General features: G+C 26.5%; 32 protein-coding genes and 1 riboswitch. Of the genes, 4 read left to right on the forward strand and 28 right to left on the reverse strand.

Annotated elements, in window-relative coordinates:
• Nucleotides 1-14: 14 nt before the first annotated feature.
• From moaC to recQ, 9 genes are all read right to left on the reverse strand, one after another.
• Nucleotides 15-482, reverse strand: a complete 468-nt coding sequence (moaC, locus tag H8923_RS09100) for a cyclic pyranopterin monophosphate synthase MoaC (protein ID WP_153971618.1) — start codon at nt 480-482, stop codon at nt 15-17.
• A gap of 2 nt (nt 483-484) precedes the next feature.
• Nucleotides 485-1,444, reverse strand: coding sequence for a GTP 3',8-cyclase MoaA (moaA, locus tag H8923_RS09105; RefSeq protein ID WP_153971617.1), 960 nt, complete (start codon nt 1,442-1,444; stop codon nt 485-487).
• A 19-nt stretch (nt 1,445-1,463) separates the two neighbouring features.
• On the reverse strand, nt 1,464-1,970 hold the full coding sequence (locus H8923_RS09110) for a MogA/MoaB family molybdenum cofactor biosynthesis protein (protein ID WP_153971616.1): 507 nt from the start codon (nt 1,968-1,970) through the stop codon (nt 1,464-1,466).
• Between the two features lie 77 nt (nt 1,971-2,047).
• Complete coding sequence (locus tag H8923_RS09115; RefSeq protein WP_153971615.1) at nt 2,048-2,863, reverse strand: XdhC family protein; 816 nt, start codon at nt 2,861-2,863, stop codon at nt 2,048-2,050.
• An 11-nt stretch (nt 2,864-2,874) separates the two neighbouring features.
• On the reverse strand, nt 2,875-3,693 hold the full coding sequence (gene yqeB / locus H8923_RS09120; protein ID WP_153971614.1) for a selenium-dependent molybdenum cofactor biosynthesis protein YqeB: 819 nt from the start codon (nt 3,691-3,693) through the stop codon (nt 2,875-2,877).
• 184 nt (nt 3,694-3,877) lie between these two features.
• Nucleotides 3,878-4,012 carry a hypothetical protein gene (locus H8923_RS17510; protein ID WP_263457707.1) on the reverse strand — a complete coding sequence of 45 codons (135 nt, stop codon included), beginning with the start codon at nt 4,010-4,012 and terminating at the stop codon, nt 3,878-3,880.
• A gap of 2 nt (nt 4,013-4,014) precedes the next feature.
• Nucleotides 4,015-4,332: a heavy metal-binding domain-containing protein gene (locus H8923_RS09125; RefSeq protein WP_153971613.1), complete on the reverse strand. Its 318-nt coding sequence runs from the start codon at nt 4,330-4,332 to the stop codon at nt 4,015-4,017.
• A gap of 133 nt (nt 4,333-4,465) precedes the next feature.
• Entirely contained in the window at nt 4,466-5,839 is a 1,374-nt protein-coding gene (locus tag H8923_RS09130; protein WP_153971612.1) for a GTP pyrophosphokinase, read from the reverse strand.
• An 812-nt stretch (nt 5,840-6,651) separates the two neighbouring features.
• The gene (gene recQ / locus H8923_RS09135; RefSeq protein ID WP_153971611.1) at nt 6,652-9,135 is read right to left on the reverse strand and encodes a DNA helicase RecQ; all 2,484 of its coding nucleotides are present in this window, start codon (nt 9,133-9,135) and stop codon (nt 6,652-6,654) included.
• Between the two features lie 283 nt (nt 9,136-9,418).
• On the opposite strand from recQ, the gene H8923_RS09140 reads away from it, so the two are divergent.
• A complete protein-coding gene (locus tag H8923_RS09140; protein WP_153971610.1) occupies nt 9,419-9,826 on the forward strand; it encodes a hypothetical protein in 408 nt (135 codons plus the stop codon).
• Nucleotides 9,827-9,868: 42 nt separating this feature from the next.
• Here the strand turns inward: H8923_RS09140 and H8923_RS09145 are convergent, their stop codons facing one another.
• Nucleotides 9,869-11,293 carry an alanine/glycine:cation symporter family protein gene (locus tag H8923_RS09145; RefSeq protein WP_153971609.1) on the reverse strand — a complete coding sequence of 475 codons (1,425 nt, stop codon included), beginning with the start codon at nt 11,291-11,293 and terminating at the stop codon, nt 9,869-9,871.
• Nucleotides 11,294-11,647: 354 nt separating this feature from the next.
• On the opposite strand from H8923_RS09145, the gene H8923_RS09150 reads away from it, so the two are divergent.
• Nucleotides 11,648-12,076 carry an EamA family transporter gene (locus H8923_RS09150; RefSeq protein WP_153971608.1) on the forward strand — a complete coding sequence of 143 codons (429 nt, stop codon included), beginning with the start codon at nt 11,648-11,650 and terminating at the stop codon, nt 12,074-12,076.
• A gap of 56 nt (nt 12,077-12,132) precedes the next feature.
• A complete protein-coding gene (locus tag H8923_RS09155; RefSeq protein WP_153971607.1) occupies nt 12,133-12,354 on the forward strand; it encodes a YdbC family protein in 222 nt (73 codons plus the stop codon).
• 90 nt (nt 12,355-12,444) lie between these two features.
• Here the strand turns inward: H8923_RS09155 and H8923_RS09160 are convergent, their stop codons facing one another.
• From H8923_RS09160 to H8923_RS09230, 15 genes are all read right to left on the reverse strand, one after another.
• Nucleotides 12,445-12,816, reverse strand: a complete 372-nt coding sequence (locus H8923_RS09160; protein WP_153971606.1) for a NifB/NifX family molybdenum-iron cluster-binding protein — start codon at nt 12,814-12,816, stop codon at nt 12,445-12,447.
• A 1-nt stretch (nt 12,817) separates the two neighbouring features.
• Entirely contained in the window at nt 12,818-13,189 is a 372-nt protein-coding gene (locus tag H8923_RS09165; protein ID WP_153971605.1) for an ArsR/SmtB family transcription factor, read from the reverse strand.
• A gap of 166 nt (nt 13,190-13,355) precedes the next feature.
• Complete coding sequence (locus tag H8923_RS09170) at nt 13,356-14,264, reverse strand: NAD(P)/FAD-dependent oxidoreductase (RefSeq protein ID WP_153971604.1); 909 nt, start codon at nt 14,262-14,264, stop codon at nt 13,356-13,358.
• A 17-nt stretch (nt 14,265-14,281) separates the two neighbouring features.
• Entirely contained in the window at nt 14,282-14,599 is a 318-nt protein-coding gene (gene trxA, locus H8923_RS09175; protein ID WP_153971603.1) for a thioredoxin, read from the reverse strand.
• A 132-nt stretch (nt 14,600-14,731) separates the two neighbouring features.
• Nucleotides 14,732-15,967, reverse strand: coding sequence for a sensor histidine kinase (locus tag H8923_RS09180; RefSeq protein WP_153971602.1), 1,236 nt, complete (start codon nt 15,965-15,967; stop codon nt 14,732-14,734).
• On the reverse strand, nt 15,957-16,628 hold the full coding sequence (locus tag H8923_RS09185; protein ID WP_153971601.1) for a response regulator transcription factor: 672 nt from the start codon (nt 16,626-16,628) through the stop codon (nt 15,957-15,959). Before H8923_RS09185 ends, H8923_RS09180 begins: the two co-directional genes overlap by 11 nt.
• Before the next feature lie 133 nt (nt 16,629-16,761).
• A complete protein-coding gene (locus H8923_RS09190; protein ID WP_153971600.1) occupies nt 16,762-16,941 on the reverse strand; it encodes a hypothetical protein in 180 nt (59 codons plus the stop codon).
• 76 nt (nt 16,942-17,017) lie between these two features.
• Nucleotides 17,018-17,833: a hypothetical protein gene (locus H8923_RS09195; RefSeq protein WP_153971599.1), complete on the reverse strand. Its 816-nt coding sequence runs from the start codon at nt 17,831-17,833 to the stop codon at nt 17,018-17,020.
• Between the two features lie 63 nt (nt 17,834-17,896).
• Nucleotides 17,897-18,544 (reverse strand): DNA-binding protein, encoded by a 648-nt coding sequence (locus H8923_RS09200; protein WP_243139941.1) that lies wholly within the window; start codon nt 18,542-18,544, stop codon nt 17,897-17,899.
• A 255-nt stretch (nt 18,545-18,799) separates the two neighbouring features.
• Entirely contained in the window at nt 18,800-19,489 is a 690-nt protein-coding gene (locus tag H8923_RS09205; RefSeq protein ID WP_153971598.1) for a radical SAM protein, read from the reverse strand.
• An 11-nt stretch (nt 19,490-19,500) separates the two neighbouring features.
• Nucleotides 19,501-20,064, reverse strand: coding sequence for an ECF transporter S component (locus H8923_RS09210; RefSeq protein WP_153971597.1), 564 nt, complete (start codon nt 20,062-20,064; stop codon nt 19,501-19,503).
• 1 nt (nt 20,065) lies between these two features.
• Nucleotides 20,066-21,034: a nucleoside hydrolase gene (locus H8923_RS09215; protein ID WP_153971596.1), complete on the reverse strand. Its 969-nt coding sequence runs from the start codon at nt 21,032-21,034 to the stop codon at nt 20,066-20,068.
• 101 nt (nt 21,035-21,135) lie between these two features.
• A riboswitch (PreQ1 riboswitch) is annotated at nt 21,136-21,180 on the reverse strand.
• A gap of 381 nt (nt 21,181-21,561) precedes the next feature.
• Nucleotides 21,562-22,260: a hypothetical protein gene (locus H8923_RS09220; RefSeq protein ID WP_153971595.1), complete on the reverse strand. Its 699-nt coding sequence runs from the start codon at nt 22,258-22,260 to the stop codon at nt 21,562-21,564.
• 85 nt (nt 22,261-22,345) lie between these two features.
• Nucleotides 22,346-23,086: a nucleoid-associated protein gene (locus H8923_RS09225; RefSeq protein ID WP_153971594.1), complete on the reverse strand. Its 741-nt coding sequence runs from the start codon at nt 23,084-23,086 to the stop codon at nt 22,346-22,348.
• A 204-nt stretch (nt 23,087-23,290) separates the two neighbouring features.
• Nucleotides 23,291-24,391 (reverse strand): ComEC/Rec2 family competence protein, encoded by a 1,101-nt coding sequence (locus H8923_RS09230; protein WP_153971593.1) that lies wholly within the window; start codon nt 24,389-24,391, stop codon nt 23,291-23,293.
• Nucleotides 24,392-24,731: 340 nt separating this feature from the next.
• Between H8923_RS09230 and H8923_RS09235 the strand changes: the two genes are divergently transcribed.
• On the forward strand, nt 24,732-25,274 hold the full coding sequence (locus H8923_RS09235; protein ID WP_153971592.1) for a hypothetical protein: 543 nt from the start codon (nt 24,732-24,734) through the stop codon (nt 25,272-25,274).
• Nucleotides 25,275-25,354: 80 nt separating this feature from the next.
• Here the strand turns inward: H8923_RS09235 and H8923_RS09240 are convergent, their stop codons facing one another.
• From H8923_RS09240 to H8923_RS09250, 3 genes are read right to left on the reverse strand one after another with little or no spacing between them, the layout of a single operon-like run.
• A complete protein-coding gene (locus H8923_RS09240) occupies nt 25,355-26,221 on the reverse strand; it encodes an N-acetylmuramoyl-L-alanine amidase (protein ID WP_153971591.1) in 867 nt (288 codons plus the stop codon).
• 1 nt (nt 26,222) lies between these two features.
• Nucleotides 26,223-26,489 (reverse strand): phage holin, encoded by a 267-nt coding sequence (locus H8923_RS09245; RefSeq protein ID WP_153971590.1) that lies wholly within the window; start codon nt 26,487-26,489, stop codon nt 26,223-26,225.
• A gap of 20 nt (nt 26,490-26,509) precedes the next feature.
• Nucleotides 26,510-26,731 carry a hemolysin XhlA family protein gene (locus H8923_RS09250; protein ID WP_153971589.1) on the reverse strand — a complete coding sequence of 74 codons (222 nt, stop codon included), beginning with the start codon at nt 26,729-26,731 and terminating at the stop codon, nt 26,510-26,512.
• Nucleotides 26,732-26,921: the final 190 nt, after the last annotated feature.

Here is a 26,921-nt window from a genome sequence, read left to right on the forward strand (position 1 = left end):
ACTCTCCAAAACAATTAATATTTAAAATCTCCTGATTTTCCACCTGTTTTTTCTATTAAATGAATGTTACTTATCACCATTCTCTTATCTACTGCTTTACACATATCATAAATTGTTAAGGCTGCTATTGAGCAAGCATTTAATGCTTCCATTTCTACACCCGTTTTGCCTAAACTTTTACAAGTAGCATATATTATTATAGAGGAAGTCCCTTCATCTATTTCAAAGTCTAAATCACAACCAACTAAGTTGATTTGATGACACATAGGTATATTATTTGATGTATTTTTTGCCCCCATAATTCCCGCTATCTGAGCAACTGATAATACATCTCCCTTTTTTATTTGTCCACTTTTTATTTTTTCTAATGCTTCATTCGTCATAGATATAGTAGCTGTTGCTACTGCTACTCTTGTAGTATTCTCCTTTTCGCTTATATCTACCATTTTTGCATAGCCTTTTTCGTTAATATGAGTTAACATTATTAACCTCCTATCTCATACATTTTTCTAGTCGTCTCACTACTTTGTCTTTCTACTAAATTATGTTTTTCTGGCTTTCCTAAAATTATATCTTTTAAAACTTCTCTAAATATTAATGGCTTATTAATATAATTTCTTATATCTATTTCTTCTTTAGAATGAAGACATAATTTTATTTTACCGTTAGAGGTAACTCTTATCCTATTGCAGTTTTTACAAAAACTACAACTAAGAGGTGTTATGACTCCGATTCTTCCTTTTGCACCTTTGAACTTATAGTATTTAGCTGGAGAATCTTCTTCTGATGGTACAGGGTATAATCCATCAATAGATTCAATCATTTCATGAACATTTATATATCCATTTTCATATATTTTTTGTCCTTCTCCAATAGGCATAAGTTCAATAAACCTAACATCAATAGGATTATATCTTATTAATTCTATAAAATCTAAAATCTCATCATCATTGAATCCTTTTATTGCTACACAATTTATCTTAACTTTGATCCCTTCCTTTAGGCATTCATTTATACCGTTTAATACTTTAGTCAAATCTCCACCTCTGGTAACAGATTTGTATTTATACACTTTTAATGAATCAATACTTATATTAACTTTGTTTAATCCATTTGCTTTTAAAGTTGATGCTATTTTCGCCAAATTAAGTCCATTAGTAGTTATTGCTATATCATTTATATTACACTCATTTTTAGCAAACCAAATAAGATCATTTAAACCTGGATGTAGGGTAGGTTCTCCTCCAGTAAATCTTAATTTGGTTATCCCAGAGTTTGCCATTGACTTTATTATAAATTTATAATCTCCTGTGCTTAAAGTATCATTTATATATTCATCTCTAAATTCAATATCTGATGGCATACAATAAATACATCTTAAATTGCACCTATCTGTAAGTGAAATTCTAAGATAATTTATATTTCTTCCATATTTATCTATCATTTACTTCCCTCTTTGCTATCTAATTATTTTTTAAAGGTGTAGCACACTCACTTGCATCACCCTTAAGTATTTCTATACCATGCTCTAATACATCAAATATAAAACTTAAATTTTCAACTGCACCTTTAGGGCTACCAGGTAAATTAATTATTATTGTACTTTTTCTTATTCCACTTATACCTCTGCTTAGTATAGCTTTTTTAGTTATTTCTGAAGATTTCATTCTCATATATTCACTTATTCCTGGTATTTCTCTTTCTATAGCTTCTTTAGTACCTTCCGGTGTAACATCTCTTTTTGAGAATCCCGTTCCACCATTAGTTAATACTAAATCAGCTTTGTTGTTATCACATATATCTATAAGTTCATTTACTAACATTTCTTTGTCATCTTTTATCAACGCATAATGTACAACTTTATAATGTCCATTACTTTCAACATATTCTTTAAGTTTTTTTCCTGTGATATCTTCTCTTAATCCTTCATAACCTTTATCACTAAGTGTTATAATTGCAACTTTAAACATAAAATCACCTCTGATTAATCTTTTTTATAATTAACTATTTTATATAATCCGTCATATTCCTTTAAATTTATTTAATATTATTTATAAAATCTCAAATTTTTGTCTTTTCTATGAGATAAACATCCTTTATTTTTTACTAATAAAATTTCTGCCATTATTCCAAAGGCAATTTCATTTACTTCGTTTGAAGATATATTTAGACCTACAGGAGCATATACAGAATTTAATAATTCTTCACTTACTCCTTCATTAATCAATGCTGATTTTAGAGTCGTCCATTTTTTAAGGCTACCGATCATCCCTATATAGCCAGCATTTTTATTGATAATACATCTTAATGCTTCTAAATCTTTTTCATAACCTCTTGTAGCTATTACTACATATGTATTTTCATCAATATTTATATTTTTCAAGATATTTTCTATATTACCACTGTATACTTCCTTGGCATTTTTAAATCTATCTTTATTTGCAAATTCTTCTCTATCATCAATAATTATAATATTAAAATCTAAAGTATTTGATATATTATATAAACTATATCCCACATGACCTCCACCAACTATTAATAATCTCGGTTTAGGTTTGAATACTTTTATATAACCTCTTACATTTCCGCCACACTGCATTGGTGTATCTTCTGAGTTTTTTGTTAGATTATGTTCAAAATTCATATCGTCTCCATTTTTTAAACACTCTTTACATTTGTTTATTATCTCATATTCTAAGATTCCTCCCCCTACAGTTCCTATTATACTTCCATCAGAAAGGTATGCTAAAGTTGAACCCTGCTTACCTGGGCTTGATCCTTCTACTTCTGTAATCATTGCAAATGCAACTTTATTTCCATTTTTTATTTCTTCATTTATCTTTGATAATATTGCTTCATGCATATTTATCCCTCCTAATATTTAGGTAGTATTTTACTTGATAAAATAGCCTCTAATACTCCACCCGCTATATTTCTTCCTTTATCTGATATTGTAAATGCATTTTTCACTTGATCTAATCTTGGATCTATATCTAGAATTTTTAGATTACTTTTAACATATGCCCCATCTCTAATAATCCCTCTTAACAATCCATCTATACTTGCCAAAACCTCATGTTTATTTCCACTATTGTCTTCTATATAAGCTAAAACTTGATTTTTTTTCACTATATCTCCAATATCACATAATATACTAATTATTCCATTTACTTGAGAGTAGACTACCCTGTCTTTAGATACACCGTTTATTTCTCCCGGTATTCCGGTATTTTCTTTCGGTTTACCCATTCTTATCACTCTTCCTAAATTATGACCTCTCATAGTTTCAATTACTATATCCACATCTTCTCCTGCACAAAAACCTGGACCTAGTCCAATAGTTAAATCTGCCATATCCCTATTAGTCCCAATATTTTTCTTTGCTAATATACAATCAACCACAACTTTCGGATTTATCTCTTTTATCGATTCTCCTTTCGGATCAATATACAAGGCAACTTTATTTATTTTTAAAGTCTCTTTAACTTGAGAAATACTATTACATAATTTGCATGAAACCCCCTCGATTTCTACTTCCCCTTCATATACTGCTTCACAAAATGCAACTTGCCTTCTTATAGCTAGAGGTTTTTCAATTTCTAATGCTACAACTTTAAATCCACACATATGTAATTTATGTATTACTGCAGAAGCTAAATCTCCAGCTCCTCTAACTAATATAATATTATTCATTTCAACCTCCTGCTTTAAATACTCTGATAAAGAATATTATACAATATATCAATCTTTTTTTATATAAAATAACATATATTAAGTATATAATTTTATAATATATTTGTCTTAAACCTAATAATGTTATATTCTAATAAATTAAAAGTGTGTATTTCAAAAATAATTCGAAATACACACTTCTATGTTAATATTTTTTATATTTATCTAAGTCTTTATCATCTTTTGGTTTTTCTTTTATTCTCTCTATAATTTTGATTATCCCAAAAACAAGTAAGAAAAGTAAAAATCCTCCATATAATAAAATAATCATATTTATCATTCTTACTCCTCAATTTTTACTGCAGTACCATAAGCCACCATTTCAGATGCACTATTCATAATACTTGAAGACATTAGTCTTAACCCAACTATAGCATTAGCATTAAGAGCTTCTGCTTGTTCTACCAATCTACCTATCGCTATTTGTCTAGATTCATTTTGCATTTCTGTATAAGAATGTAATTCTCCACCTGCTAGTGACTTTAATCCCGCTCCTATGTCCTTACCTAAATTCTTACTACGTACAGTCCCCGAAGCAACATATCCTATCACTTCTATTATATTTTTACCTGGTATCGCATCTGTCGTTACTATTAACATCTCTACTCACATCCTTTAGTTTATTTAAAATAATATTTTAAAATACTTTTATAAATATATAACTAACCTAATACTATTAAATCAATTATATTATATTTTTATTCAGCTTCAAAGATCAAAATAAGTAAAATATTTAATTAAATATTTTACTTATCCTATTATCTATATTATTTAATGTATCTTCCTTAACTTCTAAATAGCCCTCGTAGTCTTCTATATCTCTACAAATACTACTTGTAATTTCACAAATTGTATAATTAATTTTTTCTAAATTATAATCATACATAGTTTCTACTGTATCAACCTCAATAATTATTTTACATATAGTCATATATATATCATTAATTATTATATTCCCCTCATCTTTAAACGTAGATAATATTTGTTCTTGACTATCTTTAGAAATAACTTTCATTTTTATAAAAGATATAAAATTTTCAAAATCTTCTTTATTATTATGAGGTTCAATCTCAAACAAAATTCTAAAGAATAAGTTCCATGCAAATTCATCATTTAATTTGTTCATTATATACTTTCCTAGTTTTTTGCAAAAATCATCTTTTAATACTGGCTTTTTATCAAATAAAATTGGCTGATTAAAGTCAATTTCTTTTTTAGATATTTCATTTATCCTTGATAATCCATTAATCATTAAGTCTCCAAATATGCTATCATCAACATCTTCTTCATTTTTATTAAAAGAGTAATTTAAAATTGTTTCACAAGGTTTTTTAAAGTCAACGATAAATCCTATACTTTCTTTCATCTTCATTGAAAAAGTATCATGTGCCATCTTTGCTAATAATTTCTCTAACTCTTTTTTCTTTCCTACTGAATGTTCAAAACTCCCTGTATTAAAATTTTTATATACATTCACTAATTGGTTATCTATCATTGTAAGATTATTCTTAATAGATAACATCATATCTTTTAAAAAGCTATCACCTAATAAGTATGTGTTATTTTTATAAATAACCTTGTGTTCAATTTCACTCCAAAAAATATTTACTAGTGATTTTATCTGAAGTTCAAATTTAATTTGTCTATCTAAATAATTAAATTTACCGTCTATTCTATATATCTCAAATCCATTTTTTTGTTTTTTAGGTTGTTTTTCGCTAAGCTTTAATTTTATATTTGGATTTTCTTTATTATAATAATAAACTTTATCATCAGTCTTATTAAAGTATCGTCTTAATACTCTATATATTTTATTTTCATCTTCAATAAATCTACACTCAATTCTTACTCCTATTAAATCTGTGAGATTATGTATAAGATTGCTAGCCTCATTATATTTTTTTAAATATCTATTTCTTATTATTTTTTCTCTTAAGCTACACTCTGATTTCACTCTTGATGTTACATTTATATACTCTTCTTCTTTATAATCTAAAATCACTTCGAAGTATTCTTCTAACTCATCTCCTATTAGCTCTAATGTTGAACTCATAGATTTTAACTTGTCTATTGATTCTTCTATAAAATCAAATTCTAGCAGTCCCATAATTTACACTCCTAATTTAATCTATTCTTGTTTTATTATTCTACCACCTTTTTATACTTAAAGTAACTTACTACACTAAAATTTCATAGTAATTTCACATAAGTGTTATATTATCAATGTAATATAACATCTATAAAAGTAGGTTTAAACATAATAGATCATAGATAAAATAAAAATACACCTTTATATCAGAAATTTAAGGTGTATTTTTATATATATTTAGTTTTGTAAATTATATCTTATATTTTATTTCAATTTATAGAATAAGAATTCTATGGTATTTCGTATACAAAGTACATATAATCTCATTTTTATTTATCTAAATCCTATTATTTTATAACAAATTTATTAAAATAAAAATAAAATTCTAAACTGTATTTTTATTATTTTTATATTTCCTGTGCAATAATTATTAAAATTATTATTAATTTATTGTAGATTATCCCTAAGATTTTTTCTGATTTTAATGGCATAAAAATACATTCAAATTTCTTACTCAATAACTCAATAAGCAAATTTGAATGTATTATATATATCCTAGAAGTTAAAATATCTTAAACTATAGTATAAATACTACCTTAAATTAATTCCTAGGAAATAAAAACTTCTATATAGTTCTATTATAAGTATTTTCTCATTAACATTTAATATTTTTGGACTTTATATAAATATATTATTACTTTATACCTAAAAAATATATATGAAGTAAATTCTAATTTAATTACCCAAGCAATATTACTATAAGTTAATACATCTATATCCATTGTAGTAATTTATTCTTTATTTTAAAAGATGAATACAATATATTATTTCTATATTAACTTACAAATTTCCTTTTTATTTTCTAAAGCTTCTAAATATTTTTCGAGTATTACAGCCCTAATACTCTCATATCTAATATAATTAGGTAAATTTTTCTTAATTATGCTTATTTTTTCTTCTCCAAATGCATTACAAGCATTTATAATAAGGTCAGCTTCTTCATCATTATAAAATGCTTTTAAGTTTAATTTAAATTTGATTTCTTGATTTTCTTTTATATAATCATATACATATCCTAAAATTGTTGATATAGAAGTTTCAAGTTCTTCACCTACAAAATTAATATCTTTTCCTTGATTTAATAAGTCTAAAGCTATTTCATTATTCTTTCTGCTCTCTCCGTCTATAACAACTTTTAACTTTTCTTTTTCATTCCAATTAACGTTCATATTATTTTCTATTATATGATCTTCAACTAAACGTAATATTTCTTGACCATATTTTTCAATCTTAACAGGTCCAATTCCTGAAATATCATTTAGCTGTTCTGTAGTTCTAGGATATCTACCACTTATTTCTTTTAGGGTATTATTACCTAATATTCTATATGAAGTTACTTCCTCTTCTTTAGCATATCTATCTCTTAATTCTTTTAGCTTTTTATATAGATTTATATCAGTTTTGACAAATAAAAACTCTTCATCTTTAGCATTTTTATCTCGATTTATTTTTTCTTCTTTTTTTATATCTTTTTCTAATATATATTGTTCTATTACTTTAATAAATTTATTTGAGTACTTTTCATATTTAATTTCTCCAACACCTGATATACTAAGCATATCTTCTTTATTAGTTGCATAAATAGATGCCATTGTTTTTAACACACTATCACCGAATACCATGTAAGGAGCTATTTTTTCTTCAGATGCAATCTCATATCTTAATGATTTTAATCTTTCATATAATTCATCATTTGTATTTAAAGATTTACTTATTATAGTTTCTTTAAATTTAACCTCCACTTCACCTTTTAATACTTTCATAGATAAATCATTTAACTTCACGGTTGGGTAAGTTCCATTATATCCTATATTTTTTACTAATTCTAAGTAACCATGAGAAACTAGTGTATTTATAAATATTTTTAAATTTTCATTTGAATACTCCTTCATTATTCCATAGGTAGAAAGTTCATCAAATCCAAAGTCTAATAGTTTTTTATTCTTAGATCCTATAAGTACATCTACAATAATATTCACTCCATAACTCTTTTTCATTCTATATATACATGATATAACTTTCTGAGCATCTAAAGTTTTATCTATTATCTCTCCTTCAGTTAAACAATTGCTACAATTATTACACTCCTCTAAAAGAGTTTCACCAAAATAAGATAATATACTTTTTCTATAACAATCATTGCTATAAATCAAGTCTTTCATTTGCTGAAGTTTTTCATGCTGGAATAACTTCCTCTTATTGTTATCTATACTTATGTCGATTAAATACTGCTGTATATGAATATCTCCTGGAGAGAATAAAAGAATACATTCACTTTTTTGATTATCTCTTCCTGCTCTACCTATTTCTTGATAATAATTTTCTATACTTTGAGGCATATTATAATGTATTACCCACCTAATATTAGGTTTATCGATACCCATACCAAAGGCATTAGTAGCAACAATTATATTAACTTTATCATTGATAAAATCTTCTTGATTTATTTTTCTTTCTTCTTGTGATAAACCAGCATGATATTTTGATACTGAATATCCTCTTTTATATAATCCTTCATATATTTTTTCTACATCTTTCCTTGTAGCTGCATAAATAATTCCATTTTCTTTTTTATGATTTTCTAAGTAATCAATAATATATTTATTTTTACTAGATGACTTCACTATGTTTATATATAAATTTTCTCTATTAAATCCAGTTATATAAATATCTGGATTTAATAATCTTAAACTAGCAATAATATCTTTCCTTACCTCTTGAGATGCCGTTGCTGTAAATGCAGTTACTACTGGTCTATTTAATAATTTTTCTATAAATGAATAAATCTTAGTATAACTTATCCTAAAATCATGCCCCCATTGAGATACACAATGAGCCTCATCTACAGCTATTTGGCTTACATTTTTATCTTTTATAAGATTGATAAATTCATAGCTATCTAATCTCTCTGGAGCTACATAAATAATTTTATATTCATTATTTTTAATATTTTCTAGAATCTCATTAAATTCACTACTACTTAGAGAACTATTAATATATGTTGCATTAATTCCCATAGTTTTTAAAGCATCTACCTGATCCTTCATTAAAGATATTAGGGGTGAAATAACTAATGTAATTCCATCTAATAATAAAGCTGGAACTTGATAGCAGATAGATTTACCTCCACCTGTTGGCATAATAGCAAGAACATCATTTCTATTTATAATAGAGTTTATTATATCTTCTTGGCCTCTCCTAAAATTCGTATATCCATAATACTTAGTTAATATATCTAAAGGTTTTAAACTCATTTTTTCCTCCTAGTAACCGAACTTATGTTTGCTTTAATTATAATCTATTTATTTATATTTTATTCAAGCATATTATTATTTTATATTATCATAAACTTATTTAAATTTATTAACATTCTTTAATAAACTTATTTTTTTATGATAAATACATTTATTCATATATAGTTTTAATTTATATATAATCTCATCATATAGCAATTTTCTATAGTAAAGTAAATTAAATATATTTATAAGCAATAGTTTGTATATTTTTATTATAGTAATAAATTATGGAGGTATGGCAATGTACTATAACTATATAGAAGATCTAAGTATTGATAAACAGAAACTTCTAAAAAAATATTCTCTATCTCTTAATGATGAGTTAATTTGGGAATTTAATCATAAAAAATATTATAAAGTTAAATACTTCACTCATAAATTTGCTATTAAACACTCTACATTAAGTCTCTTATTTCATATCTACAAGCTTTGTTATGCAAAAATAAAATATTTCGAAAATAACTTTGAAAAATATGAACCTTTAAAGTATAGCTATAAGGAAGGCTTCTTTAAATGTGAACTATATGACATGGAGTTCATGATTCATAAAAGTAGCAATATTATAATAGATCTAAGAAACTTAAGCGAAATAAAAACCATAGAAGATTTTAGAAGTTTTTGTAAATATCTAGAAAGCTTTGAAAAATAAAAAGGCGTGCATCAAATTAATTTGATACACGCTTATTATGTCTTAAGCAGTTACTTCATCTTTATCACGTTTCCATTCAGTTACATTTTCAAGACCTTCTATTTTTGAAGAGTCAAATATAGGATCTTCTATACCTGCTTTTCTTTGTTCTTCATAATCTTTTAATACTCTAAAAGCATATTTTCCTAAAAATGCTATTGCTATTAAGTTTATTATTGCCATTAATCCCATAAACACATCTGCCAAATTCCAAACTATTTCTATTTGAGCTACAGATCCAAATAAAACAAATCCAACAACTGCTACTCTAAATATTGTCATTGTAGATTTACTATTATTCATAAACTCAACATTTGACTGACCATAGTAGTAGTTACCAACTATTGAGCTGAATGCAAATAATAATATACAAACTGCTATAAATATATTTCCTATTGGACCTATATGATAAGCTAAAGCTTCTTGTGTTAATCCTATACCTTCAGCTGAACTTGTTGCATACCCTGGGTATAAAAGCACTACAAATGCTGTACAAGAACATATTATTAAAGTGTCAACAAAAACTCCAAGAGCTTGTATTAAACCTTGCTTAACTGGATGTGATACTTCTGCTGTTGCAGCAGCATTAGGAGCACTCCCCATACCTGCTTCATTTGAGAATAAACCTCTTTTTACACCAACAAGTATTATTCCACCCATTGTACCCATCGACATACTTCTAAAATCAAGAGCATTCGTAAATATTAATTTTATTATATTAGGTAACTCTGTTATATTAGTTACTACTACAAATAAAGAAACTAATATATATAAGACTGCAAGAATTGGAACAATAACTTCAGATACTTTTGCTATTCTGTGAGATCCACCAAATATTACTATTGCAGTTACTGCAGCTATTACTAGACCTAAACCAAATCTATTAATTCCAAAAGCATTATTAAATGCAGCTGTTATGGTATTTGCTTGAACTGCATTAAATACAAATGCAAAACAAATAGTTATAAGAACTGAGAACATAACTCCCATCCACTTTTTATTTAGACCTTGCTCCATATAATAAGCAGGTCCACCTCTATATGAATTTCCATCTTTTACTTTATAAATTTGAGCTAACGTACTTTCTACAAATCCTGATGCCGAACCTATTAACGCTATAAGCCACATCCAGAATATCGCCCCAGGTCCACCAGCAACAACAGCAATAGCTATACCAGCTATGTTACCTGTACCTACTCTAGATGCTGTACTAATACAAAATGCTTGGAAAGAAGATATTTTTCCTTCTTTTTTTGCATTTTTGGAAGCTCCATCTCCTAAAAGTTTAAACATCTCTTTGAAAAACCTAAATTGTACAAAGTTTGTCTTTACTGTAAAGTAAATTCCTAAAACAATAAGCATTGCTATTAGTATGTAAGTCCAAATAAAGTCATTAACTTGTAATACTAATTTGTTTAATAATTCCATTATTAATTCCCCCTATTTATTATTTATTTTTCGTATTAATTTTCTTGTTATCTAAATAAATTAAATTTTCTATAAAAATGCAATTTATTGATTTCTTTATTCATTTATACTTATTATATGTTATTTTTTTATAAAATACAATAGATAAAATGCAAATTCATTTTTATAAATTGCAAATTCCCCATATACAAATCATTTTCCTCTTTAGCTCTTCTTAAGATTCATGAATTTTTTACTACTTATTTAATTTGTAGAAATATTCTATAATTGATAAAGATTTTCAAACTCGTTTAAATTCCTACATTTTTTATGTTATAATATTTATATTAATATATATATAGAGAGGATTTTTATATGAACTCATGGTTATTATACGCTTTATTAGCAGCAGTAAGCGCAAGCTTCGTAACAATATTTACAAAGATAGGTATTAATAATTTATCACCTTCATTAGCAACAGCAGTACGCTCTATAATTATGGCCCTATTTTTAATTTCTGTATCTTTCTTTAAAGGAGATTTAAATAATATCAATCAATTATTTGAATATAAAAAAGATTTTGTTTATTTAGTTTTTGCAGGAATTTCAGGAGCACTTTCATGGTTATTTTTAAATATAGCTTTAAAAACAGGAAAAACGTGGCAAGTAGCACCTATAGATAAATTATCAGTTGTTATAACAGTAGTTGTATCAATCTTAATTTTCAAAGAACAAATTTCAATAAAAGGAATTGTAGGGGTTATGCTAATAGCTTTAGGAACGATTTTTGTCGCTTTAGGATAAATACTTATTGTATATGGTATAATAGTAATTATTTAAAAAGAAAGGAAGATTATTTTATGGCTGGAATTAAATATGATATAGAAAAAGAAATAGGTGTAATTTCTCAATCATCTAAAGGATGGAATAAAGAACTCAATTTAGTTAGTTGGAATAACAGAGAAGCTAAATATGATATAAGAGATTGGGATGAAACTCATCAAAAAATGGGTAAAGGTATTACATTTACGAGAGAAGAGCTGTTAAATTTAAAAGAATTATTAAATAGTATTGATATTTAATACCTACATAGAAAATGAGAGCCTAATGTTATATTTGTGGCAATTATAACATTAGGCTCTCATTATTTATATCATATTCTTTTATCCTTCTTAGTGATGGCCGCAACCGTCATGCGAGCAAGTGTGATTTGATGGGAATTCTTCAAGCTTATTTTCTTTATATAGCTCAATATTTTCTTTTATTGTATCACCTTGTGATTTATATACTTTAACACCCATAGAATTTAATTTCATTATAGCGCCTTGACCTATTCCTCCTACTATAACTGCATCAACAACATTACCTTGCAATGCCTTTAGTGGTTGACATTTTCCATGCTCATGATGTAAATCCTGGTTATTTATTTCAGTTACTTCTTGATTTTCTAAATTACAAATTACAAATAATGGTGCTGATCCAAAATGTCCATAAGGTTTACTTTCTAATCCTTTATTTACCTCTACTGGTATACAAATTTTCATTTTAAAATCCTCCCTTTTTACAACACTTGTTTATTGATTTACAATTGCTTTTACATCCAATATTATTTATAGAATTTAAATCATCATCTTCAATAAAAATATCTATTGGATTTCCTTTAATAAAATTAATAAATGATACACATTGATTAAAAGCTTCTTTATCAACACTATAAAATACAAAGTAACCTTCTTTAGTACCTTTAAGTATTCCAGCTTCTTTAAGTACTTTTATATGTTGAGAGACAGCTGAATCTGATATTCCTAAAAACTTAGACATCCCTTTTTGGCATATATTTCTTTTAGATGACAATACCAATATCTTAAGCCTAGTTTCATCACTTAAGGCCTTAAATACTTTACTTATATTTTCCATGTATCACCTCTTGTAATTAAGTGTTTACTTAATTAAATTATAATAATCTTAATTAATTTTATCAAGTCTTATTTAAAATACCTAAAAAAATAAATAAAAAAAGATATAAAGTAAATTTTTTCAAAATTTATCTTTATATCTTCTTAAATAAATTAATTATTTAAACTTATCTTTGCTCTAATTTTTCCTTTTTTCTTGCTTCCATCTTTAACTTATCTAAATAAGATACTGCATTTAATGCAGCGATTTGACCTTGACCTGCTGATTTAATATATGAGTATGGCTTTCCTGCACAATCACCACAAGCAAAGCATCCATCTATATTAGTCTTCATGTTTATATCTACTATTACATGAGGTCCATCAGTTTCAAGACCTGGTACAAGAGATTTTAATGAAGCACTATCTTTTATTACAAATACTCCATCTACATCAATATCTTTCTCTTTAAAAGATACCTTATTTACAAGAGTCTCTCCTTGTATCTGTATAGGTCTATCATTTATAACTTCTATAGAAGTATCTAATTCATGATTACCTCTCATTAATGATTCATTTTTATACATTGGTATAAAATAAGTTTTAGATGCAATTTCACTTAAGAAATTAGCTTCTTCTTCTGACTCCTTATTATATCCTATTATAGCTACTTTTTTATCTCTATATAAAGGAGCATCGCAAGTTGCGCAATACCCAACTCCTTTTCCTAGAAATTCTTCTTCTCCTTTAATAGGCTTGCCATATTCAACTCCAGTTGCAAGTATAACTGTTGTTGCTTCATACATCGAGTCGCCAGACATTAATGCAAAATAATCACCCATTGAGTAGATGTTATTTATTCTTTTTTCACATATATCAATATCTAAATTTTTTACATGTTCTAAAAATTTATCTTTTAACTCTACTCCACTTATATCATAAAACCCTAAATAGTTATCTATCGAAGGTGCTTTAGTAAGCTTATTGCTTAAATTTTCATTTCCAAATAATATAATATTCTTATTTCTTATTTTTGCATTTATAGCAGCTGATAATCCCGCAGGTCCACTACCTACTATTGCTATATCATATCTCATAATATCACCTATCATTTTTATAAGTAAGATTCAACCTTAGCTTTTATTTGTTCCTTAGGTATAAATCCTATCATTTTGTCTACTACCTTACCATCTTTAAATATTATCATCGTTGGTACTGTTGATACACTAAATTGTTGAGCTATTTCTAAACTTTGATCTACATCTAATTTCAAGAACTTAGCCTTACCATCCATTTCTGTTCCTAATGCTTCAAATACTGGTGCTAACATCTTACAAGGACCACACCAAGTTGCGAAAAAGTCTACTACAACTACTCCTTGTTTTTCTTCTACTTCACTTCTAAATTCTGATGTTTTTATTATTTTAGCCATATTAATTTCCTCCTAGTTCTTCTCTATAATTATATTATGATATTTTCTTAATATAGTTATTATATTTTATAAAAATTTCTAATATTTGTTAATATAATTATACCCATGAATTATCCAACAAATCAAATTTTTTTAATTTGCCTTTTTAGTCTTAGGTATTTTTATTTCAAATACTGTATATTCTCCAATTTTAGAATCAACATTAATATCATATTTTAAATTAATACTAAGCATTTTAGCTATTGAGAGTCCAATTCCTGAACCATCTATATATTTACTTCTTACAGCGTCACTTCTAAAGAATCTATCAAAAACATACTTTATTTCATCTTCCTTAATACCTATACCTGTATCCTTTATAGACAATTTTATATTATTATCTTCTTCCTTAAGATTTATAAATATACCATCATACTCATTAGTATATTTAAAAGCATTATCTATAAAAATTAGAATTAATTGTCTTAATTTATTTTTATCCGTAACTATTATTTTATTCTCTAATTCACTTTTAAAAATAAATTCTTTATCTTGCATCTCTGCTATTTCTTCATAATCTTTATATATTTCACATACTATATTCTCTATATCTATGTTTTCGAAATTCATTTTAGATATATAATCTTCTTTGGTAAGTGATAAAAGATCGTTTATCATCTTTTTCATTCTTCTTGTTTCTCTCATAGCATCTGCCACTGTTTCTACTTCATCGTTTATTGTATTTTCAGGATTCTTTAACATCCCTTCTAATTTAGATGATATTATAGAAATTGGAGTTCTAAGTTCATGTGAGGCATCCTGTATAAAACTAGCTTGATTATTCCATGCTGTTTCTATAGGGACTAATGCTTTCTTTGTAAGGTATATAGCAATAAAATAAGCTACTATTAATGATATTAGTATTCCTATAATCAGCGAAAAAACAAGTTGCTTTAATGAGCTAAGTTCTGAATCAATATTTCTTATTATCTCAATAGTGTATTTTCCAATATTTAAATTAAGAACTCTAAATGCGTAACCATTATCTGACCATGTAAAGAAAGTATCCTTTTTAGAATTATTTATTTCAGGATATATATTTTCAAAATACCTATTTTCAGTATAATATCTTATTTTTCCATTTTCATATACATAAACCATATTTCTTGGATCTTCAAGAATAATAGGATTGAACATTGAACTTCTATTAAATTGTACACTTATTGATTCTAATTCTTCTTCTATTTTACTATCTATATTAGTATATGTAAGTTCTTTAAAATAAAAGAATATAAAAATAGAAAAAATCAGTAAGAATCCCCCGACAACAAATAAATTTATTTTTATTAATCTTTGTTTTGTATCAGTAAATACATTTTTATTTATCATCAAACATATATCCTACCTTACGCTTAGTTTTTATGTACTTATCATATCCATATTTACCTAATTTTTTCCTCAAGTTACTTACATAAACCTCTACAATCTCAATAGTAGCATCTGATTCTACCCCCCATATTCTATCATATATCTGTTCCTTTAATAAAATTGTACCTTTATTTAATAAGAAATATTCTAATAAACCAAATTGTTTGTTTTGAAGATTTATTTCATCTCCATTTATGAATACTCTTCTTTTACTAAGATCTAAGTGTAAGTCTTTAAAATCTAAACTATTTTTATCATTTATTTTTCCATTAGTTCTTAATATTGCGTATATCCTAGCTATTAGTTCTTCCATATAAAATGGTTTTGTTAAATAATCATTTGCACCTATTGAAAATGCTCCAACCTTATCATCTAATGACTCTTTTGCAGTTAAAATTATTACTGGTGTATCTATATAATTATCTCTCATTTTTTTTAATATATCTAATCCATTTAGATTTGGGAGCATTAAATCTAATACTACTAGATCATATATATCTTGTTTTATCAAATACAAGGCCTCTTCTCCATCTTCACAACTTTCACATTGAAAGTGACTACTGATTTCTTTTACTATACCTTCTAAGAGCTTTTTATTGTCTTCAACTACTAATATCTTCATATTATCCTCCAATTATCTCTTCTTAAAATACATTATAACTCTTTATTTCTTATATTTTAATACAAAAAAATAAAAAGACATGATTTAATATACTATAGAGTTACATTAATCATGCCATCTTATTATTTTATTCTTATTGTAATTGATTATTTGAATAATTTGTTAGTATATCTACAAAATCACTTATGCTTACATCCTCGTTGGTTTTATCTGACATTTTTTCGTAATACCAACTAGCAAAATCCGGATTGGCTAGTAGTGAATTCAATTGTTCAAAATCTAATTCATTTTTATTGCGTTTATCATCATTCATATTTATACCCCCTTATTAAGATATAACTTATTATTAGTGATAAACATCAATTTTATACTATTTTAATATAAATACCTTAGTATTTATTAATTTGAGCCTTATGAGATATTAAATCAATATCAATATTTGATTTTGCATCTATATCGTCATAAACATATCCTATTAATTTTATTTTCTCTGTATGCTTTGATACTTTTATTGTGATTTCAGCTTCTTGTAATGGTTTTAAGGCTGAGTATGAAGATTCATGATTTACACCTATATATTCTTTTCTTGAATTAATTTCTCCTATTTTTAAAGTTATGTTTCCTAAGCTTTTAGAAGAATTATTTTTTACCTTTACAATATAAGTATCTCCGTCATCTGCATCATCAACCTTTTTTGCATCTGAAAAAGCCAAAACTTCATAAGGGCTACTATCTTCTTCTCTATCTTCAATATTTACTGAGTATACACTACCATCTTTTAAATTAACAGTAACATTTTCTTCTGATGTCATATATTCATAAGAAGTAATACTTATATTTTCTCCTAATTCCTTCAGTTTAAAGCTAGCATTAAAAATATCTCCTGGAGTTAAAGTCATATCTAAAAACATTTTTGATTCAGATATAATCTTACCTTCTTTATCTAATTCATTGTATACTATCCAAATATTTGATACATCAAACTTTGCTATGTTTTCTACTCTATTTACAACAACTCCACTAAAATCCCTAGTATACTCATCAAATTCATTAATTTGTAAAGCTTTAGCTTCATATTTTTTTACTAACGAGCCATTTAAAAGTACTTCACCATTATTTTCTACTTTACTTCCTCTACATCCTACTAATCCTATTATTATTAATATCATCATTATTAGTACTGATACTTTTATTATATTTTTCATATATTATGCACCTCATACCTTGCATCTATTTTAATTATAATATTTTATAATAAAAAATATTTACTATAATAAATGTTTATATTCTTTCATAAAGTCTTTCAAGGCTTGTGTTAATATTTGTTGTTTACTAAACTCCGAGTTGCTACACAACCTTTCAAATTCTTCCCATGTATTTTTATCTACCTTTATACTTGTTCCCTTTACATCCTTTAATTCTTTATCCTCGATAATTACATCTTTTTTATTATATCTTTTTCTAGGTTTCATTGATTTATAGTCTTTTACTTCTAAATACCAATCGTATACCTCACATATTTTATCTAAATCCTCTTGAGTAATATTTATTTTCCTATCTTTTTTAGGTTTTGCTTTAGATACTTTACTCTTTTTAGAACTGTTTGTTTTTTGAGGTTTATCTTCTAAGTTTTCAAATACTATTTGCATCTCTTTTTTAGTTACTTTTTTAGTTGACTTTTTATTTGATGAAGTTTTATCATATTTTTTATTAGTTTTAGCAATTTCTTTTTTTTCTATTTCAGATGTTAAAACATATTTTCCATCTTCAGACTTATAACCCATCTTATTTAAAAATCTTCTTAATGTAGCTGAACTAATACCTATCTCTTTTGATATATTCTCAAAAGAAACATTTTTATTTTGAAGTTTCAAAAACTTTTCTAGCCTTTCATTTCCTTTCATACTATCCTTCATATGTCACTCCTTTATCTTTTAAACTTTATATTCAATCTTTATGTAAATGTTTTCCTGTTTTACTTTATTTTTATCAACACTACTTATTAAATTAATCTTATTAAAAATAATTATATATAGTAAATATAATACATTAATAAGTGTATCATGGCAAATTTATTTTATTAAATCCGAGTTTTTTTGACAAATTTTATTATTTTTATATAAAAAAGTATCAGAATAAATTTATTCTGATACTTTTTCTACTAATATATATTAATCACCAACTCCGAAGTCTGTATTATTATAAAGGACTTCAAAATCAGTATTTTTATCTATAAATTTGTATTTTTCAATAAACCAATCTACAAGTTCTTCATCTCTTTTTATATCCGTCGTATTATTTACAAAAATATTAATAGTTGCATGGTTAAAATTATTTAAAATTATATCCATATCATTATCAATCATTTCTTTTGTTTGCCCCTTAATTCCAACAAGCATACATGGTGAATCAAAATGCTCCTTTAATTCTTCAACATTTTTAAATCTAGCATTTTTATTTAAGACAACATTTCTAAATTCATAATCAAATGTCTCTACCCCAATTTTAAATATTATAGGTATTTCGAAAAAATCTCTCATCTCTTGTAATTTATTTTTATAACACCAATGACTTTCTAAAAATAATTTTTCTATATTTTTTTCTGTTATTATCTCTTTAATTCTCAATAATGTATCTTTTGGGATTTCAAAGCAGCTTCCTGAATTTATAACTTCAAGAACCTTATATTTTCCCGTTATATTCTCTAAAACTTGAAAATTTATATTATTTATTTCATCTTCTAATTTCGAATTATCATCTATATAATCACAAAAAGAACATTTCCCCCATACACATGGAAATCCCTTTAGTAAAACAATCTCTCTTTGATTTTTGTTTTCTATAATACTATATCTATCCATATATTATCTCCTTACTTACTAGCTATAAAAGATGATTTTAAATTTTTTGGAATAGCACTTATTCCTAAGTTAACTAAAACTACACCTAAGAACTTATCCATGTAATCTGTTATTATTTGAGTTAAAAATATATTACTGAATAAATTACCTATACTTAATACCTCTAAAGCTTGAACAATGTATGATGAACCTGCAGATGTTACACCTTCAAATACTATAGCAGCAATCATTGCACTGATTATTGAAGTTGGTAATACAAATATAAACGTTCCTAATGGAGTTTTTACTCCATCTAAAAATCCCTTTCTAAACATAATTCCTGAAAGAAGACCAGTTGTTATCTGTACCGGAGCAAAATATATAGAATATACATCAAAAGTTATACCACTGACTATGCTACCTAAAACACCAGATATCATCGCATAGTTTGGACCTAATATAGCTGCGATAAATATAGTTCCTATAGAATCTAGGTATATCGGTAATTTTAGTGTATAGGCTATAAATGCACCTACTACATTTATTGATATTCCAAGGCCTATTAATGAGATATTTTTAACAGATATACTTTTCATCTTATATAACTCCTTTTACTGAATCTATAATTTCTTCATATCCCTTAAACAATCTTTTAAGGAACATATACATAAATTTCTTTTCATCAACATCAGTCAATACAACTGCATTATTATCATTTTTATAAAAATTAAATTCATCTACCACCGATTGACCCATAGCAATACCATCCTCTACCACTTCTACATAAGATTCAAATCCACTACATATACTTCTATCTATAAAGTAAGCTACAGCTAATGGATCATTTATCACACAGCCAATTATTCCCTCTTGCTCCCAGTGGAAATCTATATAAAATCTTGTTATATCTGTAATATATTTAGATATATCTTTATCGAGCCTGTTAATAAACTCAATAATATTTGGCGTAAGTACAATTTTTCTAGTTACATCTAGTCCTACCATATGAATTTTCCTTGACAAATTCTTGTAAACATAATCTGCTGCATGAGGATCTACCCAATAATTAAATTCTGCAACTGGAGAGCAGTTTCCATGTATTCTAAAAGCACCTCCCATAGATACGAACTCATCTAAGTTATCAAATACTTTTTTATCTTTCATAATAGCTTTAGCAATATTAGTTAAAGGTCCTAGTGCTATAATAGATACATCTTTATTATTCTTTAATGTGTCTATTATAAAGTCTACTCCATTTTCCTTTATCTTATATTCAGTTACATCTTCATAGAAGTTCTCTCCTATTCCATCTTCTCCATGGGTATCTTGGGCTGTTACAAGATCTCTTTTTAAAGGTTTCTCTTCACCTTTATATACAGGTATATTTAATGAAGAACATATTTGAAGTGTTTTAAGAGCATTTTTTGCTCCCATTTCAGCTTCTACATTACCACTACAAGTAGTAATGCCAAGTATCTCTAGCTCTGGTGAGTTTACAGCTAGAAGAATTGCCAGAGAATCATCTATTCCTGGATCACAATCAATTATTACTTTTCTTTTTTGCATGACAAATGCCTCCTTAAAAATTATTAATAAGGAGAACCCTACAACTTTTTATAATAAAAAAATTGTAGCTAAGGGTATATCTTATATACTGCCACTATATAAATACCTTAGTTTTTTATACTTGGAGGTTCTCGAACAAGTCCTAGGTTTTTCATACATCCTAGTATTTTTAATCTTTACATTAGATTATATTATTAAAATGTCAGTTTGATGTCAGTTTTCGAAATTTATCCACAACATCTCATAACATTAAAGACTAAGATTACATTTCTTAGTCTTTTTTATTTTAACTATACATTTTTAAAATGTAAATACTATAAAATTATTTTTTATCATAGTACATGCATTTTTTACGAGGTGATTTGCATATGCTATAATATGCGAAGCGAACATGTAAATGAGTGTAACGCAGTAAACTCGTTGGAATGTAAGTGTAGCGGTTATGTTAGCCTATAGCAATATAGGGAAAGTATATGCATTTACAAATATATGCCTAAAATTATAGGAGGGTGTCATCCCTCCTATTTTTAGGCTATATTTTGTTGTTCATATTCTGAAACCTCTAATTTTAACTCTGGTGGTAACTTAGTTATTAATGCATCATATCCATTTTTATTTTTAATCAAATGTAGTGCAGTATATTGCTCTAGATTAAGCATATCATCTAAACAATAACCCTGAATACTAAATTCTTCTTCTAAAGCTTCAAATGCTTTTTTATCTACACCAGATATTAAGGTATAAGTTGTGTTAGCACCTTTTAATGATGCTAAAGCTTCTTTACTTAATCCTTCCAGATTATGAAGTGTAAACATATACTTAAGTCCAAACTTAGCACTTTGAAGAAATGTTTTTTCTAATATTTTCTGACAAGTAGGTACCTGGAATATTTCATCTACTAATAAAGTAACTCTAGGAGGTATTTTATTAATTTCTTTTTCTTCCTTTGCTGCTCTCAGTTTTGTAGCTAACCAAATCTTCTGCATAAAGAATGTCATTAAAACATCTTTAGAAGTTTCATCTTCAAAATCACAATCTCTCATTCTTATTAATATAACTTTCTTTTGTTCCATAGCTTCTACAAAATCTATATTACATTCTGGTGTTTTAGAAAACATAGCATCTATTACATCATTCTCTCTAAATAAATCTATCCTATCTATTATACCTTCTATTTTATTTTCTTTAGTACCGCAAATAACACCAACAGGATTTTCTTTAGTCACCTTAGTATATTCATCTAGTTCATTTAAAGAAATTATACTATCTTCTAGTAATACCTTTAGATCCTCTGTTAATCTATTAATAAATTCATGCCTTACAGTATGAAGTTGTAAATTTTTCCTCTTCGGTTAAATTTGATTCTTTGTCTATAAATTCCTTAGTTTCTACATAAAATGTTTTAGTTAAATACTTACTATTAATCGACTGTCTACATCCTAGAAAATTATCATAGAAATATTTAGCAGCATCCGATTTCGCACCTCTACCTAAATTGCTATCATATACAAAACACTTGTATTGACTCTCAGTTTTAATAAACATTCCTATTTTATAAAGCTTCTGATGAGGTGTTAATAATAGCTCAGTAATATGATCTAATGTGAATCTATCGTCTTCTTTTACAATAGAGAATCCATCTTGAGTCTCAGCTTTCATTACACCAACAAATTCATTTTCATTATCACCTATTGTACCACTGAATATAAATATAATACCTCCTGGTATTCTTGTTGTATTTTGTGCATTAGATAGATTTAGTGCTATATTCTTAGAATTTTGAATAAATTTTTCTTCATCTATCTCAATAATTTCCCTAATAAGACTGAATACACTTCCTGAATCTCTATTATATATATCCATTTCTATACTGTTCGAATCACTCCCTATAGCCTGAATAACCCTCTGATTAAATGTAAAAAGTGCTTGTTCACCTAATTCAATTATTTCATCGTTATATATAGGCAGAGTTGCTGAATTACTAGTTGTCCTTTTAAAAATTTTATGTGCTATTATCTTATTTATAGTTAAGTTGCACAGTAAATCCTCCATAATACTATCTCCCTTACTATTTACTATTGTACTCTTTAGTATTATCCTATATAATTAGATTATATTTAAGTTTAAAGAATACTCTAAAAGAAACTACTATCCTCTTTTAAATATTAGTAGTTTCTTTTTTATTGTACATTTATTTACTATTTTTGGCAATAAAAACAAAGCTAGGAAGGAAATTAATCCAACCTAGCTATTTATTTAATCTTCATACCCACAAAGAGTAAGTCCTTGTGATTTAGCTTTACTTAAAGTAGTTGTTTGTATAGAATTAGCATTACTTAATCCTCTGCAATTCTTTTTATAATGATACTTCTTGCCTGTTTTAGTTATATAAACTGTCTTTGAATTACTTATGGATGGTTTTGATGTACTTGGTTTTGAAGTAGATGGTTTTGAGCTACTTGAAGAACTAGAAGTAACTCCTGGTTTCGTTGAGCCTATCTTTTGAGAAGAACTTTTATCTGTTTTAACCCACCATTTCTTTCCATTTGCATAAACTTTTATATTTCCATTTCTATCAGTTCTGTAAACATCTATATTTTTATCATATTTCTTATATCTATCTAATGCTTCTTTAGCTGGGTGGCCATACTTTTTCCCATCTGTAGAAATAATTATTTTCTCTGGATCATACTTCTTTATAAAAGATGTACTTGATGAACCCTTTGAACCATGATGAGGTACTTGTAATATATCTACATTATACTTTTTACCAGCTGCCTCTGCGCCTTTTTCTGCATCTCCAGTTAAAAGCATCTCTAAATTGCCATAATCTATATATGTCATAACACTATCTTCATTATCTGTTTTATAGTTGGTTTTGCTATGTACAAATTCTAGTGTCGCACCAGCCGATTTTATTTTAGTACCTGTTTTAGCATCATATATTTTGCATCCTTTTTCTTTCTTAGCTAGATTCATTACAGCCTTCCCTGTCTTTGTAGATGTGTATGCTGTATCTTTAGGATAATAAAACTTCTTCACCTTCATTCTTTTAAATACTTCCTGTAGTCCGCCTGCATGATCTGCATCTTGATGAGTTGATATAACGTACTCTAAATTCATATTTTTTTCTTGTTTTAATAGATAATCAACTACTTTTTTACCACTAGTTGCTGAACCTGCATCAATTAATATGTCAGTACCATCTGGAGTTTCAATGTAAATAGCATCTCCTGCACCTACATTGATAAATTCAACTTTCATATCTTGCTTAGTTGCTGCAGAACTAGTAAAAAAAGAACTAGCTACTAGTGTTACTACTAGTCCTAATGACATTAATTTTTGTTTTAATTTCATAATTTCTCTCCCTCTATAATTAATCCTCGGTATTATTATACATATTTGCTATGTCTTTTTTTGTCATTTTTTCTGCGATATATATTTAAACAAAAATAAGGTAGCAAGCCTTAGCCTACTACCTGTGGTTAAATGAATTAAAAAAATTTTAAAATATAAAAAAGATACTTAAATTATTTCCAATAAATAGAAATTATATACTTCTTATTTCTATATGATAATACTTAGTATATATCAAAATATTTATCCAGCTTTGTAACTTTATCGACCTTTTATGTCAAAATTATTGAAAATATATGTAGTATAGGTAAAAATAGTATTTAAGTAGAGGGGGTGTTTTATGAAAAATTTAAAATTGATATTTTGTGGCTTAGCGACTTTATTTTTTATAATAATTTCAGTTAATATTTTTAAATCCGATGATGATATAACAATAAGTAAAAGTGGCGAAAATCATAATTTAGGAATGACTTATAATATTGATAATTTAAAGAAGGGTACATATAAAGTTAATATTTATGCAAAAGAATATAAGAATGGTAAATTTATAGAAGAGTATCGTCTATATGATAAGGATATAAAGCACAAAAGTAAAAATATTAGTTTAAAAGTAGGAGTGGATGTATCTGATTATAATAAAGAGATTAAAGTATTAGTTAATGATTCCTACTCTAAGGAATTAAAGTTAAACTTTTTTGAAAATGATTCTGGAAGTTTATTAATTATAGAAAACAGTAAAGTTATAAATCTAGATAAAGAAGAACCAATTGTAGTCTTTAATACTGATATTTTTGGCAAATATTCTGATATAAGTGATGGATATAATGTAGAAGATAATGAAGGTGATTTAATAGTTTTCTTAAAGCTAATTAAAATTAACTAGTTTCAATTCAATTATTCTTACTAAGCATATGACAAAAAGAGCTATGGGATTTAATCCTCTAGCTCTTTTTTATTTACATTCTATTTTTTATATATTGCAATAAATGGATTATATCCTTTCTTTTTAAGCGATGCTAATTGAGTTTCAGCATTTTTTCTATTTGCATAACTTCCAGCCACTACTCTTAAATATGTTTTATTATCTTTCTTGAACGCATCTAAGAAAGCACTGACACCTAGTTTCTTTAGTTCTGAAACTTCTTTTTCAGCATTTTTTCTATCTAAATAGCTATTAGTTACAACTCTGTAAAAAACTTCTTCTTTTGATGTATTATTTTCTTTCTTAGGTGTTTTATATGTAATACTGAAGTATTTACATATACCTTTCATAGTTGCCTCTACTAGATCATCTACATTATTTTGTAATATTTTTAAATCGGATTTATTTGTATAGAATCCATATTCAACTAATATAGATGGCATTTGAGCCTTGTATATTACAGTAAAATCCTCTGTCTTAACTCCTCTATTTTTAGCTCCATTATCTAGTTTCTTAAAAGCACTATATATTTCATCATTTATAAATTTGGCTGCATTCTTAGAGTTCGTACTAGCATTACTAGCTACATAAGTTTCTGTTCCCCTCGCATCATTAAATACACTCTTATATGCATTAGCATGATAACTTATAAATAATGCTTTTGGTTTCCCTTGTTTCTTCCAATGTGCATTTGCAAGTTCTGCCCTTTTACTTAATCCCATTTCATCTTTACCTGCAGGTGATGGATTAGTTTGATAATAATCTATACCATGATCCTTACATCTTTTTTTTATTTTTGTATCAACTTCTTGATTAAACTTCCATTCATATAAAGATTTATCAGGAGCACACTTTCCTGCTACCTTTTCTGCATGTCCACCATCACCTAATACTAAATATTTACTCATATTATTTTACCTCCCTATTTAATACATTTAGACTATCATTTAGACCTCTTGTCGTAGGATCTAATACTGCATTATAGACACTTATAGCTACTAATCCTAAAACATATGGATTAGAAAAAGCACCTAGTAATAAATCACCCAGTGCTTTCCATGTTGTTAAATCTTGTACTGTTAGTCCTGCATAAGCTAGTATAGGAACTAATATACTCATGCCTAATTGTGCCACAAACAAAGGGTTTTTAAATCTTACTTTCCAGTTTATTTTCATAAAACTACCTCCTAAAATTTTTATTTAATTAAAAAAGCAATAACTGAACTTATTAAAGCTCCTGCTATTGCTCTCCATAACCATGTATTACTATTTTCTAAATCTGAAATTCTATTATTTGCTACTTTTATTTTTTCTTCTAGAATTTCATTTTTTAATTCACTATTTTTATTCATATTTTCTAAGAGAACTTCAATTTTAATAAGCCGTTCTCTTACCTCTTGTAAAGTGTCATCAGCCATACTAACCTCCTTAATTTGTATTAAAAAAGGACCTATATTTTAGGTCCTATAATTATTTAGTTTAGTTCGCAATTTGTATCAATTGTGACTTAAATTTTTGTAATAAAAAAGGCCTTATTTATAAGACCCTTAATCTACTTCTTATATAGTTTTTTATTTATTTTTATCTCCCAGGCTTTATATTTACTTA

Origin of the sequence: Romboutsia faecis (assembly GCF_014323405.1) — a bacterium.
In the GTDB taxonomy this organism is placed as follows: domain Bacteria; phylum Bacillota; class Clostridia; order Peptostreptococcales; family Peptostreptococcaceae; genus Romboutsia_E; species Romboutsia_E faecis.